This is a genomic window from Aeromonas sp. 602396 (assembly GCF_049173735.1).
Classification (GTDB): domain Bacteria; phylum Pseudomonadota; class Gammaproteobacteria; order Enterobacterales; family Aeromonadaceae; genus Aeromonas; species Aeromonas veronii_A.
This window is the reverse complement of sequence record NZ_JAAKSD010000017.1, coordinates 69,689-84,103: the sequence shown is the minus strand read 5'-3', so window position 1 is coordinate 84,103 and position 14,415 is coordinate 69,689. Positions and strand designations below refer to the sequence as shown.

The window sequence follows — 14,415 nt, the reverse complement described above, 5'->3', positions numbered from 1 at the left end:
TTACCAACTGCTCTGGCTGGCCGACTCCTGATTGGGTTTGAGGCCGAGGGGGACCGACTGGCGCTCCGCCAGCATGCGGATCTGCCCTTCAATCAGGCTGGCGCTGGGGCCCAGCACCAGCACCAGCTGGTGGTCGTTGAGCTGGATCCAGGAGAGGCAGCCCAGGCCCAGCAGGCGAGATTCATCCACCAGTGAAATATCGCGCACCCGCAGGCTGAGGCGGGTGATACAGACACTCATCGCCACCAGATTGTCCATCCCGCCCAGCACCTTGAGGTACTGGATCGCCAGCATCTGCGGGTCGGAGGGGGCAACGCTGGCAAGGCGCGGATGCTCCACTGCGATGGGCTTGCTCGGCATGCTGAGGGGGGCGCGCTCCAGCAGTTGGTAAAAGAGCAGGGTGTAGGCAACGAAGAACAGGATACCGACCGGAATGAGCCAGAAGCTGTGCTCCCCAGCCTGATAGCTCAGCACCAGATCCAGCAGACCGGCGGAGAAGTAACTGCCCACCTTGATCCCCAGCCCGCTACAGACCGCCAGTGACAGTCCGGTCAGCAGGGCGTGGGCGAGGAACAGCCAGGGGGCGGTAAAGGCGAACAGAAATTCGATAGGCTCTGTGATACCCACCAGTGCCGAGGTGAGCGCCAGGGTGAGCAGCAGCCCGCCCTGCGGTAGCCGCTGCATCCGCTGGCGGTGCAGCCAGATGGCAAAACAGGCGCCCGGCAGGCCGAACATGATGATGGGGTAGAGACCGGCCACATACCCTTCATGAAGGGGCTGGGCGGTGGCCAGCGCCTGCAGGTTGCTCTCGCCAAGGCCGATGACGCTACCCAATACCTGATGGAGCCCGAGCGGGATCAGCAAGCGGTTGAGGGTGCCGTAGCAGAAGGCGCCAAACGGCGTGGTAAGCAGCTCAGAGGTGAGCAGGGTCAGCCCGCGCTCCAGTGGCGGCCACAGCAGCGAGAGGGGGATGGCGATCAGCAGGCAGGCCAGGGCCGACACCAGCAGGCTGGGAAACTCCCCCCTGGCGATCTGCAGCCAGCGGGGCAGCGTTTGCTGGTGAACCCAGGGATAGATAATGGCGGTGGTGAGTCCCGCCAGCAGGCCGCAGATCATGTCGGCGTGCAGGTTGGGGGCTAGCGTATTGAAGGCGGTGCTGAGCAGCAGGAAGTTGACCGCACCCGCCAGCGTCTGTCCGCCCAGCTCCTGTCGACTCAGGCCAAAGGCGATCGCCACCGCATAGATAAGCGGCATCTGGCTGAAGATCGCCTGACCGGTGAGGGAGAGCACCGCCAAATCGAGCACGTCGGGTTGCCCAAGCCGGTAGATCAACGCCGCCATCGGCAGGATGGAGACGGGCAGCAGCAGGGCATAACCGAGCCGCTGCAGGGCTTGAGTAACGACTTGTCGAGTGGCTTTAATGGGCATACAGCGGCTACGTTCTGTGACTTGGCGCACAGTTTAACCGGAAAACACCTATTTGGGGATAGTTTTGGAACCCCTAATTTATATTTTTATTATTTCTGCCCGAAAAGCTCGCGCACTTCCCGCGAGGGCGGTGCCGTCAGCAGGCTGACCGTGATAAAGACCACCAGTGCCAGCGTGAGGCTTGGCACGATGGCGTGCAGGCCAGCCAGCTTGATCCCCCACTGACTCAGTACCCCATAGCAGACGATGCCGCTTACCATGCTGGCCAGCGCGCCCGGGCCGTTGGCCCGTGACCAGTAGAGACCGAGCACCAGCGGCCAGAGGAACACCGCCTGCAGACCGCCAAAGGCGAGCAGGTTGAGCCAGATGATCATCTCGGGGGGCTGCAACGCCGCCAGCAGCACCAGAGTGCCGAGGATCAGGGTGCAGAGCAGAGAGAGGCGAGGGATGCGCACCTCCAGCTTCTCCTGCTTTGGATTGAGATAGTTGAGATAGAGATCCTTCACCAGAGTGGCGGAAGCCTGGATCAGCTGGGAGTCGATGGTGGACATGATGGCCGCCATCGGCGCAGCCAGAAAGACCCCGGCCAGCCAGGGGGGCAGCACTTCCATCATCAGGGAGGGCATGATCTTGTCCGGGCTGTCCATGCCCGGCAGGATGGCGCGGCCAAGGGCACCCGCCAGATGCATGCCGAACATCAGCAGGGCGCTGACTACTGTGCCGATCAGAATGCCGCGATGGAGCGCCTTGCTGTCGCGATAGCCAAAGCAGCGCAGCGCCGAGTGGGGCAGCCCCACTACCCCGACACAGACCAGGATCCAGAAGCTCAGCATAAAGGGCTGGGTCAGCATGTCGCCAGCCCCTTGCGGGCTCACCAGCTTGGGGTCGATCTCCCTGAGCTGGTGGATAAGGTTCGGCAGGCCGTCACCGGCAATCAAAATCCCCGCCAGCAAGGCGCCGGTGCCGATCAGCATGATGATCCCCTGCAGGGCATCAGTCATCACCACGGCGCGGAAGCCGCCGATGATGGTGTAGAGCAGCACACAGCTGGCAAACAGCATCAACCCCTGCTGGTAGGAGAGCCCGGTCGCGGTCTCCAGCAGGCGGGCGCCGCCGATAAACTGCACCACCATGGTCGCGATAAAGGCGAGGATGATAGTAATGGAGCCGAGGATCACCACCGCCTTGCTCTGGTAGCGGGCCCACAGCATGTCGTTGATGGTCACCGCATTGACCCGGCGGGCGATGATGGCGAACTTCTTGCCAAGCACCCCCAGGGTGAGCCAGACGGTGGGCAGCTGGATCATCGCCAGCAACACCCAGCCCAGACCGATCTTGTAGGCCGCGCCCGGCCCACCGATAAAGGAGGAGGCCGAGGTGTAGGTGGCCACTAGCGTCATCGCCAGCACCAGCCCGCCCATGCTGCGGTTGCCGATGAAGTACTCCTGCACGAAGTTGCCTTCTGCGCGATGGCGGCTGGCCCAGAAACCCACCCCCAGCATCAGCACCAGATAGATGACGAGCGGCAGCATCAACTCAAGATTCATGGGATGACTCCTTGCCGGAAGGGGAGTGGGTATCGAGGGGGATCTCCACAAACAGCCGGTTCACCATCAGGGCGCAGAGCAGAATGAACAGCAGCGGCATCACCATGCAACTGAGCAGGAACCACAGCGGCAGCCCCCACAACTCCAGCTGGAGCGGGATAAAATAGGCGGTGCCATACCAGGCAAAGAAGTAGAACAGGGTCAGCAGCAGGCAGAAAGCTGCTTCCCGGCGGGCGAGAGCGAAACGGTTCACCTTGGCCTCCGACAAATTTGAGGGGCGCAAGGATAACAAAAAAGGGCCATGTCGCCATGGCCCTTTTTCAGCAGAGGCTCCTTGCGGAGCAGACTTCCACCGGAAGTCCGGTCTCTATCAGCGATCCTTACAGACCTAACTTCTTGTGCAGGTAGTGGATATTGGTGCCACCGTGCTGGAAGTTTTCGTCTTTCATGATCTCTTTTTGCAGCGGTACGTTGGTCTTGATCCCTTCCACCACCAGCTCGTCCAGCGCATGACGCATGCGGGCGATGGCAATGTCACGATTCTCGCCGTAGCAGATCAGCTTGCCGATCATCGAATCGTAGTGGGGCGGTACCTTGTAACCGGCATAGATGTGGGAGTCCCAACGCACGCCCAGACCACCCGGCGCGTGGAAGCGCTGCACCAGACCCGGAGAGGGCATGAAGGTGGCCGGATCTTCGGCGTTGATCCGGCACTCGATGGCATGGCCACGGATGCGGATATCCTGCTGGGTGATTGACAGGGGCTGGCCGGCGGCGATACGCAGCTGCTCCTTGATCAGATCGATACCGGTGACCATCTCGGTGACCGGATGCTCAACCTGAATACGGGTGTTCATTTCGATGAAATAGAACTCGCCGTTCTCGTACAGGAACTCGAAAGTACCCGCACCGCGGTAGCCGATCTCGATACAGGCGCGCACACAGCGCTCACCGATGAACTTGCGCATTTCGGCGGTGATGCCGGGCGCCGGCGCCTCTTCCACCACTTTCTGGTGGCGACGCTGCATGGAGCAGTCACGCTCGCCCAGATAGAGGGCGTTGCCCTGGCCGTCTGCCAACACCTGAATTTCGATGTGGCGCGGGTTTTCCAGGTACTTCTCCATGTAGACCATGTCGTTCTTGAAGAACTGGCCTGCTTCGGATTTGGTCAGGGCGATGGCACCCGCCAGTTCCGCTTCATTGCGCACCACGCGCATACCGCGACCACCACCGCCACCGGCGGCCTTGATGATCACCGGATAGCCGATGCGCTTGGCAATGGCAGCGTTGTGCTTGGCGTCGTTATCGACGGGGCCGTCAGAGCCCGGTACACACGGTACGCCCGCTTTCTTCATCGCTTCGATGGCGGAGACCTTGTCACCCATCAGGCGAATGGTCTCGGCGCGCGGGCCGATGAAGATGAAGCCGGATTTTTCGACCACTTCGGCGAAATCGGCGTTCTCGGAGAGGAAGCCGTAACCCGGGTGGATGGCCACGGCACCGGTTACCTCGGCGGCGGCGATGATGGCCGGGACGTTGAGGTAGGATTCAGTACTGGCCGGTCTGCCGATACAGATGGATTCGTCGGCCAGCAGCACATGCTTGAGCTCCCGGTCGGCGGTGGAGTGAACGGCCACTGTCTTGATCCCGAGCTCTTTACAGGCGCGCAGGATCCGCAGGGCAATTTCACCGCGGTTGGCGATGACTACTTTGTCCAACATGGGTGGCGATTTCCCTTATTCGATGATGAACAGCGGCTCGTCAAATTCGACGGCCTGACCATTTTCAACCAGGATCGCTTTGATCACACCGGCCTTGTCAGACTCGATTTGGTTCATCATTTTCATGGCTTCGACGATGCACAGGGTGTCGCCGACATTGACTTGCTGACCCACTTCCGCGAACGGCTTGGCATCCGGGCTGGAGGAGCGGTAGAAGGAGCCAACCATCGGGGAGCGCATCAGGTGACCGCTCGGGGCGGCATCTGCGGCCGGTGCGGCGGCAACCGGGGCGGCAGCAGCAGGTGCGGCAACCGGAGCGGCTTGCTGCATCATCATCTGCGGCATGGCGGTGGTCACCTGACCGGAGAAGTTGCGGCTGATGCGAACGGACTCTTCACCTTCGGAGATCTCCAGTTCGGCGATGCCGGACTCTTCAACCAGTTCAATCAGCTTCTTGATTTTGCGGATATCCATTAGCATTCTCTTTCTTCTTTATCTGATCAGTGATTATCAAGCCGCGCGCAGATGGTGCACGGCCGCGGTTAAAGCGAATTGGTAGCCATCGGCCCCCAGACCACAAATGACCCCTTTGGCGACATCAGACAGATAGGAGTGATGACGGAACGGCTCCCTGGCATGGACGTTTGACAGGTGAACCTCGATAAAAGGGATGGCGACACCCAGCAGCGCATCGCGAATGGCGACGCTGGTGTGGGTGAAGGCGGCTGGATTGATGATGATAAAATCCACCTGGCCCATGGCCTGATGGATGCGGCCGACCAACTCATGTTCGGCGTTGGATTGCAGATGTTCCAGAGTGACACCGAGTTCGCTGGCGTTAAGCTTCAGATCGGCGACGATCTCATCAAGCGTCTTGCTGCCGTAGATACCCGGTTCCCGTTTGCCCAGCAGATTCAGGTTTGGTCCGTTGAGCAGGAGAATTCGGTGATTTTGCGACATATTGAGTACATCCTCGATGATAATGCTGCTATCTATCAGCTATCTTGTGGATTACCAGAAATCTAGCCATTTTCTGCGCAAATCGGTGTGCCCTGGCACACAGATTTCGCAATTATATTGATTTCGTGAAAATTAGCAGCATTTTACTGGTCTAATCTCTACATCTGGCTATTTATTGCACGTTTCGGCCTGAGATACTTCGTCGCTGCCACCTTGCTGTTTGCTGGCAGATAAGAAACGATAAAGCCGGCACAGGGCCGGCTTTATTGAGCAACAAACGAAGCGGGATCAGGCTGCTTCCGACTTCTCGCGGATGAGTTTGTCTACTACCCCCGGATCCGCCAGGGTGGAGATATCCCCCAGGCTATCGGTCTCTCCGGTGGCGATCTTGCGCAAGATGCGGCGCATGATCTTGCCGGAACGGGTCTTCGGCAGCCCCTCTGCCCAGTGAATGACATCTGGCGTTGCGATGGCACCAATCTCCTTGCGCACCCACTCCTTCACCTCTTTGTGCAGCTCGCGGCTCGGCTCTTCCCCGGCGATCAGGGTGACATAGGCATAGATACCCTGACCCTTGATCTCGTGAGGAACCCCCACCACCGCGGCTTCAGCGATCTTGGGATGGGCCACCAGCGCCGATTCAATTTCGGCGGTACCCATGCGGTGGCCAGAGACGTTGAGTACATCATCCACCCGACCGGTGATCCAGTAGTAGCCGTCCTCGTCGCGACGGGCACCGTCGCCGGTGAAGTAGCGGCCCGGGAAGGTGGAGAAGTAGGTCTGCTCAAAGCGTTCATGATCGCCGAATACGGTGCGCATCTGGCCTGGCCAGGAGTCGGTGATCACCAGATTGCCCTCGGTGGCCCCTTCCAGCGGCTCGCCCATGTTGTCGACCAGCGCCGGTTGCACCCCGAAGAAGGGACGAGTTGCCGAGCCCGGTTTCAGGTCGGTGACGCCGGGCAGCGGCGTAATCAGGATGCCGCCGGTCTCGGTTTGCCACCAGGTATCGACAATGGGGCAGCGCTCATCGCCAATGGTGCGGTAGTACCACTCCCAGGCTTCCGGGTTGATGGGTTCACCCACCGAACCCATGATGCGCAGGCTCTGGCGTGACGTGCCGGTGACCGCTTCGTTACCCTTGGCCATCAGGGCACGGATGGCGGTTGGTGCAGTATAAAGGATGGTGACCTTATGCTTGTCCACCACCTGACTCATGCGGTTGGTGGCCGGGTAGTTGGGCACCCCTTCGAACATGATGGTGGTGGCACCGTTGGCAAGCGGCCCGTAGACCAGATAGGAGTGGCCGGTGACCCAGCCCACATCGGCGGTACACCAGTAGATATCCTCTTCGTGGTAGTCGAACACATATTTGAAGGTGAGGGTGGCGTAAACCAGATAGCCGCCGGTGGTGTGCAGCACCCCCTTGGGTTTGCCGGTGGAGCCGGAGGTATAGAGGATAAAGAGCGGATCTTCGGCGTTCATCGCCTCGGGCGGGCAGTCGCTGCTGACGGCGGCGGTTGCTTCATGCCACCAGATGTCGCGGTGGTTGTGCCAGGCGACATTGCCGCCGGTGCGCTTGAGCACGATAACCTTGTTGACCTGGGTATCCGGGTTGGTGAGCGCTTCATCCACATTCTTCTTGAGTGGCACCGGACGGCCGCCACGCAGTCCCTCGTCGGCGGTGATGACGATGCGCGAGCCCGAGTCGATGATGCGGCCGGCCAGCGCTTCCGGCGAGAAGCCGCCGAAGACGATGCTGTGTACCGCGCCGATGCGGGTACAGGCCAGCATGGCGATGGCGGCTTCGGGCACCATGGGCATATAAAGGCAGACCACGTCGCCGCGGTGAACCCCTTGTGCTTTCAAGACGTTGGCAAACTTGCACACTTCGGCGTGCAATTCGCGATAAGTGAGTTTGCGATCTTCGGCAGGGTTGTCCCCTTCCCAGATGATGGCGACCTTGTCGCCACGCTCTGCCAAGTGGCGATCGAGGCAGTTGGCGGAGACGTTGAGCTGGCCATCCTCAAACCATTTGATGGAGACATGGCCCGGATCGTAGGAGGTGTTTTTTACCTTGGTGTAGGGCTTTATCCAGTCGAGGATTTTGCCCTGTTCACCCCAGAAGGTATCGGGATCCTCGACGGAGGCCTGGTACATGGCGGCGTAGTCGCCCTTGTCGAGCAGGGCGCTGTTGCTGATATGGGGTTTGACCGGATAGACCTTGCTCTCGCTCATCACTCACTCCTTTGAATACATACTTTTAATAATTAAGTAACAACTTATACCTTTGGCTGATGGGGGCAATTAGACTTTTGGATAGACAGCAACATTTGGTTACAGGGTAATGGGTGACACTCAGGTGGTGAGTGAGTAAAAAGGAGGACTTTGATGGATGGAGGTAGTTATGTTCTCTCTATTGCTCTGTGCATCCCTCTGGCAGTTTGATGTGCCTGTACTGGCAGACAAGCCCCCCAAAGAGTTTGCGATTACGCATCAGGAGCCGTCACAGACCGTGCGGGATCGGGTTGCCGATCAGCTTGGCAACGCATGGCAGGCAAAAAAACCGGGGGCCAAATTTTCCCTCAGTGAGCCTGGATCCCGTTACTCTGGCGACTCACCGCTCACACGCATGCTCAATGAGCGGGATGATGGTGGTGTTCCCACCCTGACGTTTGGCAGATAGTCATATCTATCGCCAGGGGATTTTCCCCTGCGGCACCAATGACATCATCATCCTTTGATGAACGCAGTCGACCTGACGTTGCGTACCAATAGATAATCCCTTTTTCCCCTGTTAAGGGCTTGTGGGCACAGATGTTCAGCCTGAGTTGCAAGCCCTTGCTACCGTGGTCCTTTTGACATCCCGAGAGAGCGTTATGTTGCTAACAGAGGATGTTTATCATGCGCGATCAGAGCGTTAGTGCTTGAGCTGTGCGGCTTGCTGGCAAAGAGGGCTGACGATGATTGACTCTGTTGTAATGGAATTTGGCAACATGGTTGGCATGTTGCCATTTGGTCAGGAAACCTGGAGTGCGCAGCAACAGGATATCCCCCTGATTGCAGGAAGCAGTTGCATTGTAGAGCCTAATGATGCGATGGGTTTGACTGTCTGTGCGTTTTCATTTGGCTGGACCCAAGATAGGTGGGCGCTGGTAAACGTGGAAGTTGCCTGTGGTGTGAGTGTTACCAGCTGAAGCGATAGCTCAGGGTCAGGTTCACGACGGGTTGCCAATCGCGATCCTTGATGAGCCACTGCTTGGCACCCGCTTCTGCGTCGAGTTGCCACTTTTGCCAAGCCCAACTGTGCTCCAGGGTTAGCCCCCAGTCTCGCCAACCTTCATGAGCATCATAAGCGGCCATGTGGGCCTGACTGCCCCGGGTCAGCCAGAGGTTGAGGGAGAGCCCGGCCGGCAGCGGCAGGCTGTGCTCCATGTACCAGAGCTGGCCATAACGGCCAGTGAGGTCGACGAGCTGGGACAACGTCAATTGATGGTCATCATCCAGCTGCCATCCCAGGCGCCACATAGCACTGAAACGGGTACTATCAACCACTGGCATGGATCCGACTCCCAAGGCGATAAAACTCTTTTCATAGAGAGGTAGTGCCAGCCCGGCACTGCTTCCGTTAGTGAAAAGGAGCCCAACCTGGGTCTCCCGTTCATAACCCCACCAGAGTTGGCTGTGCTGGGTTGCGTTACTACTGGTCTGGTTACTGTCCAGTTGCCAGCTGCTGCCGAGTAACAACTCCTTTGCTTGCAATGGTAGCGTTACCAGTATTAGCAGCGACAGCCAATACTTATTTGCCATATAGCCGCGCCCAGTCCCGATCCTGATGCATTCCCATCAGATGACAGATGATGCCGGAGCGCTGGAAAGCATAAATCAGCAGTACGCTGGCGGTGCAGAGCAACATGATAAGGCCAAAACTGTTGGGCAGTATGGTGCCCTGACGGGCGGTCCACCACAGTAGCAAGGGGCCCCACAGGTGCACGAAGATGCTCTTGTGGAAGATGAAGACGGTCAGCGAGTACATGCCGATCCAGTTGAGTGGTCGCCAGCAGAGACGGATATTGTGTTGGTGTAGCCAGAGCACGGTACCGATCACCAGAAACTCCATACCCCAGATCCCGGCTCGGCCGATCATGTCCAGCGCCAGTTCGTGTTCGTTGGCGTAGATGTCGTTGAGCTCGACCGTGCTTGTCTCGCCGAACATGAGATAGATGGCCAGCGCCACCAGCGACAGCGTCAGTACCAGACGGTTGAGGCGATCTCGCCATTGTGGGCGCTGATGCCAGCACCAGCCATAGAGAAAGCCGAAACAGCCACTGGCCATGAAGAGGTCGAGACGGGCATCCAGCTCATAGTCGGGGTGAACGTGCAGCTTCATCCAGCTGTCGATATGGCCGAGCAGATCCTGTACGCCGAGTTGATCCAGTAGCAGGCTTAGAAGGGTCAGCAGGAGCATGCCGCGGATGCCGAACCAGGCATACACCATGGAGAAGAGCGCCAGCAGGCACATCCAGAGCATGACCGGGTAGAACGAGATGGCCTCGCCGAAGTTGGGGGCGATGACCAACCCTTCGACATAGAGCATCAGTATGATGCTGGCAAACAGGGCCAGCTTGCTGCCCAGCTGCGGCTTGAAGCTGGCCTGATCGCGGCGGCTCAGGTTGAATGCGGCCAAGGCCAGGTAGATCTGGCTGACCCAGGGGATTAACCAGGCTGATGCGTGTGCTGTCAGCTGATCCATGGGGAGCAGGTGTCCCGCCATTGCCTTGTGTGATACATAGAAGCTGTCCCACAAGGCATGTTCCCGATTGAAGAAATCGATGTACCAGTAGTTGAGGTAACCGGTGTAGTGCTCGAAGACGGCCATGAAGATGACAAGCCCGCGCAACAGATCGAGGCCTGTGATGCGCGCATCCTGTGGAGGCATACGATTGCTCCTGTGTAGTGTGGCGAAAGGAGCGGCACTATATAGGCTTTTTTAAAACTGAACGGGAGCTGAATGTAAGCAAATATTACGGGGAGCTGTACCGATGTGCTTGTAATGACTGGGAAGTGCCTGACCTGGCTGTCATGATTTGCAATATTGTTGGCTATTTTTTAGCCTTTCTCTCGGCCAAATGCCTGAATACCGCGCACCAGTACCAGCCAGCCGAGCAGATGGAACGGGAGGGCAAGCAGATAGAGCAGCAGGAAGTGCGACTCGCTGCCACTGCTGTTGATGAAGTCGATCCAGGCGGCCAGCAGCGCCAGCATGCCGGCAATCTGGAAGCGGCGGCGCAACACCACCTCGACGCCGAGATTGGCAAGGTAGAGGGTGAGCAGGATGCCAGCAAATCCGGTGAGCTGGGCGGTGCCGTAGAGCTCGCGATCCGGGTTGAACAGCAGCGCAATCAGGGGAGTAATGCCCTGATCCAGCGGGATCAGGGCCAGCAGCCAGCATGCAATCAGAAGCAGGGCTGTCTTCATCGCGGGCTCACTCGGCGGACGGTGCCGGTTTGACCAGAGAGAGGTAGTTGGCATCCATCTTGAGGAAGACCCCCAGCAGACGGGCACTGGCGCCGTAGAAGCCAAACCGGTCGGCGGCGCGACAGGCGCTTTCGAACTTGTCAAACCAGCCCAGCAGATGACCGTGCAGCAGTGCTTCCTGCTCGTCGAGCCAGCGTTCCCGCTCGGCTGCGCTCTTGGCTTCCGCCGCACGGATGATGAGATTGCCCATCAGATCCAGCTCGATGGCCAGATGATCGGCAGGCTCTTTGTATTTATCGCTGACATTGATACCAAGGCGATCGAGGCGGGCCTGCATCTCGGCCATCGGGGCCTGCATCAGCAGCTTGGCCTCGCCACGGTAGAGCGATTCGTAGGGCAGGGCGCCCTGTTTGGGATCCACCAGAAACAGACCGGTGAAGTCGGCGGCCAGTTCCAGCTGGCGATCCGGGCGCACCAGCAGGCGGGCGATGGCATCGTTGAGCTCGACCACGGCTTCACGCATCGGATCCAGGGTGGAGAGGCTTTTCAGGAAGCTTCGCACGTCATAGGTGTCATATTCGGCGATCTGCTCATCACTGAGTTCGGCGGCGAACAGGGTGGAGAACCACCAGTAGAGTTCGGCCCGGCGTTCGCTGGTAGCCATAAATTCCTGCATTTTTCCTCCGTGGATGGCAATCGGGAGCCTTGATGGCTCCCGATTCTAACGACTTTAAAAATAAAGGAAACTCAAGGGGGCGCTTTCGTCCCCCCGGGGTCAGAGTGCCGGGAACATGGGGTCGATGCCCTTGGCCGATTCCGGCGCGCCGAAGGCGTTGACGGCGGGCGCCTGTCCGCGGAACTTCTCGATCTCCACCAGCGCGGTATGGGCCGTGGTGGCCTGCGCCAGGCTGGAGGAGCCGATGTCGGCGGTCAGCACGTTGGGATCGCCGTAGGTACAGAGAGTCCCCACCTTGCCACCCTCTTGCGGGCCATACCAGGCTCCTTCCTGAATGCGCACCACGCCGGGGGCGTAGTCATCGCTCACCACCAGACCGGCCAATACCTGACCGCGACCGTTGAACACCCGCACCAGATCGCCGTCCTTGAGGCCGCGGGATTTGGCATCCTGCGGATTCATGTAGACAGGCTCGCGACCCTGTACCGTGTAGGTGGCGCGATAGTTGTCGGAGGAGCAGAGCTGGCTGTGCAGCCGTTTGTCCGGGTGGCAGGATTGCAGGTGCAGCGGGTACTGTTTGCTGCCCGGCCCGCCGTGTGAGCGCTCGTAGGGTTCGATCCAGACCGGGTGGCCCGGGCAATCCCCATAGCCGTAATCGGCGATGGTCTTGGAGTAGATCTCGATAAGGCCAGACGGGGTACCGAGGGGCTCCAGATCCGGCTCCTGACGGAACGACTCGTGGCGCACCCAGGGCTGGCCCGCAGGGAAGGTGACGAAGCCTTCGCCGTGCCAGAACTGGCTGAAACGGGGCAGACGAATGCCGATGCCGCGACCCTGCAGGCGGGCGTCGTCATAGATGCTCTGGATCCACTCCAGCTTGCTCTTGCCACCGGTAAATTCGGCCTCGCGACCGAAGCGACGGCATAGATCGGCGAAGATGTCGTAGTCATCGCGCGCCTCGAACAGCGGCTCCACCACCTTGTACATGGCCAGAATGCCCGCGTTGGAGTGGGAGCCCCATTGCTCTATGTCATCCCGCTCATAGGTGGTGGTGGCGGGCAGCACGATATCGGCAAAACGGCAGCTGGCGGTCCACTGGTGATCGATGCTGACCACGGTTTCCAGCTTGCGCCAGGCCGCGACCATCTTGTTGCGATCCTGCTGGTGGTGGAACGGGTTGTTGCCGCAGAACACCGCCATCTTCATGTGGGGGTAGGTGATGGTCTGGCCGTTGAAGGCGATCTGCTTGCCCGGATTGAGGATGCAGTCGACGAAGCGGGCCACCGGAATGTACTTGGAGTAGCCCTTCCAGTCGCCGTCATGGAGCGGCTTGACCCCGGGAATTACCGAGCTGAAACCGGACATGATTGGGCCGCTGGAGGTGATGGTGCCCGCCCCGTTGTAGTGCCAGCCAAAGCCGTAACCGCCCCCCGGTAGGCCGATCTGGCCAATCATCGAGGCCAGTACCACCAGCATCCAGGCGTACTGCTCGCCGTGGTGCATGCGCTGCACACACCAGCCGCCGATAAGCTGGGTGCGGCCGCTGCTCATGGTGCGGGCCAGCTCGCGGATGGTCTCGGCTGGTACGCCACAGATGGCGGCGGCCCACTCGGCGTCCTTCACCTGACCATCGCTGGTGCCCAGCAGGTAGGGCAGGAACTTGTCAAAGCCGGTGGTGTAGTTCTTCAGGAACGCCTCGTCGTGGCGCTTCTCGCTGTAGAGGGTGTGGGCGATGCCCAGCATCAGCGGCACGTCGGTCTGCGGATTCAGGGTCACCTGATCGCATTTGAGGTACTTCTGGGTCTTGGATTTGACCGGGTCGACACTGATCACCCGGATCTCGCCCTTGGCCACCTTCTCTTTCAGCTGTGCCCAGTAGTCGTAGACGCTGTGATCCGGCACCAGCCAGCCCACCTGCAGGTTCTTGATGGGATCGGAGCCCCAGATAACGATGGTTTTGCTGTGCTCCAGCACCAGCGGCCAGGAAGTCTGCTGTTCATACACCTCCATGGCGCCCGCCACGTGGGGCAGGATCACCTGGGCGGCACCGGTGGAGTAGTCACCGGCCTTGGCCAGATAGGTGCCGTGCAGGTTCATGGCGCGCCCCAGCATGGCGCCAGCGGAGTGCAACTTGCCCACAGACTGCCAGCCGGAGTGACCGGCATAGAGGGCGCTCGGGCCATAGGTCTTCTGCACCCGCTCCAGCTCGTGATAGAAGAAGTCCAGCGCCTGGGACCAGGTCACCCGCACGAAGCGGTTCTGGCCGCGTTCGCTGGTGTCGGACTGGTGGCCCTTGCGCAGCCAGTCCAGCCGCACCATGGGGTAGCGGATGCGGGAGGGGTTGTAGACCACCTCACTCAAGGCCTTGAGCATGTCGGTGGGGTGCTTGTCATGCTCGAACGGCAGGGTCTCGACCCAGCGTCCATCGACCACCCGGGCACGGAAGGCGCCCCAGTGGGAGCCGGACTGCACCAGCTTGTCGCCAGACTCGGCGGCCATTACGGCGCGACCGAGCAGGGAGGGGCCGATCAGGGCAGAGGCACCGCTGGCCAGCAAGCCACCCAGAAAACCACGACGGGAAATATTGATCATCTTGTTATTCCTCTTT

The 14,415-nt window shown here is 59.7% G+C and carries 14 protein-coding genes; 2 read left to right on the top strand and 12 right to left on the bottom strand.

Features of this window, described 5'->3' with window-relative positions; genetic code table 11:
• The 7 genes from G5229_RS18180 to acs form a co-directional block, all read right to left on the bottom strand.
• On the bottom strand, positions 1 to 1,428 hold the full coding sequence (locus tag G5229_RS18180) for a PTS transporter subunit EIIC (protein ID WP_421209926.1): 1,428 nt from the start codon (positions 1,426 to 1,428) through the stop codon (positions 1 to 3).
• A gap of 89 nt (positions 1,429 to 1,517) precedes the next feature.
• The gene (gene panF, locus G5229_RS18175; RefSeq protein WP_421209924.1) at positions 1,518 to 2,975 is read right to left on the bottom strand and encodes a sodium/pantothenate symporter; all 1,458 of its coding nucleotides are present in this window, start codon (positions 2,973 to 2,975) and stop codon (positions 1,518 to 1,520) included.
• On the bottom strand, positions 2,965 to 3,228 hold the full coding sequence (locus tag G5229_RS18170; RefSeq protein WP_005349483.1) for a YhdT family protein: 264 nt from the start codon (positions 3,226 to 3,228) through the stop codon (positions 2,965 to 2,967). The genes panF and G5229_RS18170 overlap by 11 nt, the downstream gene beginning before the upstream one ends.
• 127 nt (positions 3,229 to 3,355) lie before the next feature.
• Positions 3,356 to 4,696 (bottom strand): acetyl-CoA carboxylase biotin carboxylase subunit, encoded by a 1,341-nt coding sequence (gene accC / locus G5229_RS18165; RefSeq protein ID WP_005338910.1) that lies wholly within the window; start codon positions 4,694 to 4,696, stop codon positions 3,356 to 3,358.
• Between the two features lie 15 nt (positions 4,697 to 4,711).
• Positions 4,712 to 5,170 (bottom strand): acetyl-CoA carboxylase biotin carboxyl carrier protein, encoded by a 459-nt coding sequence (accB, locus tag G5229_RS18160; protein ID WP_005338908.1) that lies wholly within the window; start codon positions 5,168 to 5,170, stop codon positions 4,712 to 4,714.
• Between the two features lie 36 nt (positions 5,171 to 5,206).
• The gene (gene aroQ, locus G5229_RS18155; RefSeq protein WP_005338907.1) at positions 5,207 to 5,656 is read right to left on the bottom strand and encodes a type II 3-dehydroquinate dehydratase; all 450 of its coding nucleotides are present in this window, start codon (positions 5,654 to 5,656) and stop codon (positions 5,207 to 5,209) included.
• A 288-nt stretch (positions 5,657 to 5,944) separates the two neighbouring features.
• Positions 5,945 to 7,891, bottom strand: a complete 1,947-nt coding sequence (gene acs, locus G5229_RS18150; protein ID WP_421209921.1) for an acetate--CoA ligase — start codon at positions 7,889 to 7,891, stop codon at positions 5,945 to 5,947.
• A gap of 169 nt (positions 7,892 to 8,060) precedes the next feature.
• Here acs and G5229_RS18145 point away from each other — a divergent pair, with 169 nt between their 5' ends.
• Both G5229_RS18145 and G5229_RS18140 read left to right on the top strand, forming a co-directional pair.
• Entirely contained in the window at positions 8,061 to 8,339 is a 279-nt protein-coding gene (locus G5229_RS18145) for a hypothetical protein (RefSeq protein ID WP_216951969.1), read from the top strand.
• A 277-nt stretch (positions 8,340 to 8,616) separates the two neighbouring features.
• Entirely contained in the window at positions 8,617 to 8,850 is a 234-nt protein-coding gene (locus tag G5229_RS18140) for a hypothetical protein (RefSeq protein ID WP_216951968.1), read from the top strand.
• Here G5229_RS18140 and G5229_RS18135 read toward each other — a convergent pair.
• From G5229_RS18135 to torA, 5 genes are all read right to left on the bottom strand, one after another.
• Positions 8,840 to 9,463 carry a hypothetical protein gene (locus G5229_RS18135; RefSeq protein ID WP_421209919.1) on the bottom strand — a complete coding sequence of 208 codons (624 nt, stop codon included), beginning with the start codon at positions 9,461 to 9,463 and terminating at the stop codon, positions 8,840 to 8,842. The genes G5229_RS18140 and G5229_RS18135 overlap by 11 nt on opposite strands.
• Positions 9,453 to 10,592, bottom strand: a complete 1,140-nt coding sequence (locus G5229_RS18130) for a hypothetical protein (protein WP_216951966.1) — start codon at positions 10,590 to 10,592, stop codon at positions 9,453 to 9,455. Before G5229_RS18130 ends, G5229_RS18135 begins: the two co-directional genes overlap by 11 nt.
• 170 nt (positions 10,593 to 10,762) lie before the next feature.
• Positions 10,763 to 11,131 (bottom strand): hypothetical protein, encoded by a 369-nt coding sequence (locus G5229_RS18125; RefSeq protein WP_216951965.1) that lies wholly within the window; start codon positions 11,129 to 11,131, stop codon positions 10,763 to 10,765.
• Positions 11,132 to 11,138: 7 nt separating this feature from the next.
• Complete coding sequence (gene torD, locus G5229_RS18120; protein ID WP_421209917.1) at positions 11,139 to 11,807, bottom strand: molecular chaperone TorD; 669 nt, start codon at positions 11,805 to 11,807, stop codon at positions 11,139 to 11,141.
• Between the two features lie 99 nt (positions 11,808 to 11,906).
• Positions 11,907 to 14,399: a trimethylamine-N-oxide reductase TorA gene (gene torA / locus G5229_RS18115; protein ID WP_421209915.1), complete on the bottom strand. Its 2,493-nt coding sequence runs from the start codon at positions 14,397 to 14,399 to the stop codon at positions 11,907 to 11,909.
• Positions 14,400 to 14,415: the final 16 nt, after the last annotated feature.

Excerpts from the sequence above, each read along its gene's own strand:
- G5229_RS18180 (WP_421209926.1), bottom strand. The coding sequence starts at position 1,428 with ATGCCCATTAAAGCCACTCGACAAGTCGTTACTCAAGCCCTGCAGCGG.
- panF (WP_421209924.1), bottom strand. The coding sequence starts at position 2,975 with ATGAATCTTGAGTTGATGCTGCCGCTCGTCATCTATCTGGTGCTGATG.
- accC (WP_005338910.1), bottom strand. The coding sequence starts at position 4,696 with ATGTTGGACAAAGTAGTCATCGCCAACCGCGGTGAAATTGCCCTGCGG.
- accB (WP_005338908.1), bottom strand. The coding sequence starts at position 5,170 with ATGGATATCCGCAAAATCAAGAAGCTGATTGAACTGGTTGAAGAGTCC.
- aroQ (WP_005338907.1), bottom strand. The coding sequence starts at position 5,656 with ATGTCGCAAAATCACCGAATTCTCCTGCTCAACGGACCAAACCTGAAT.
- acs (WP_421209921.1), bottom strand. The coding sequence starts at position 7,891 with ATGAGCGAGAGCAAGGTCTATCCGGTCAAACCCCATATCAGCAACAGC.
- G5229_RS18145 (WP_216951969.1), top strand. The coding sequence starts at position 8,061 with ATGTTCTCTCTATTGCTCTGTGCATCCCTCTGGCAGTTTGATGTGCCT.
- G5229_RS18140 (WP_216951968.1), top strand. The coding sequence starts at position 8,617 with ATGATTGACTCTGTTGTAATGGAATTTGGCAACATGGTTGGCATGTTG.
- G5229_RS18135 (WP_421209919.1), bottom strand. The coding sequence starts at position 9,463 with ATGGCAAATAAGTATTGGCTGTCGCTGCTAATACTGGTAACGCTACCA.
- G5229_RS18130 (WP_216951966.1), bottom strand. The coding sequence starts at position 10,592 with ATGCCTCCACAGGATGCGCGCATCACAGGCCTCGATCTGTTGCGCGGG.
- G5229_RS18125 (WP_216951965.1), bottom strand. The coding sequence starts at position 11,131 with ATGAAGACAGCCCTGCTTCTGATTGCATGCTGGCTGCTGGCCCTGATC.
- torD (WP_421209917.1), bottom strand. The coding sequence starts at position 11,807 with ATGCAGGAATTTATGGCTACCAGCGAACGCCGGGCCGAACTCTACTGG.
- torA (WP_421209915.1), bottom strand. The coding sequence starts at position 14,399 with ATGATCAATATTTCCCGTCGTGGTTTTCTGGGTGGCTTGCTGGCCAGC.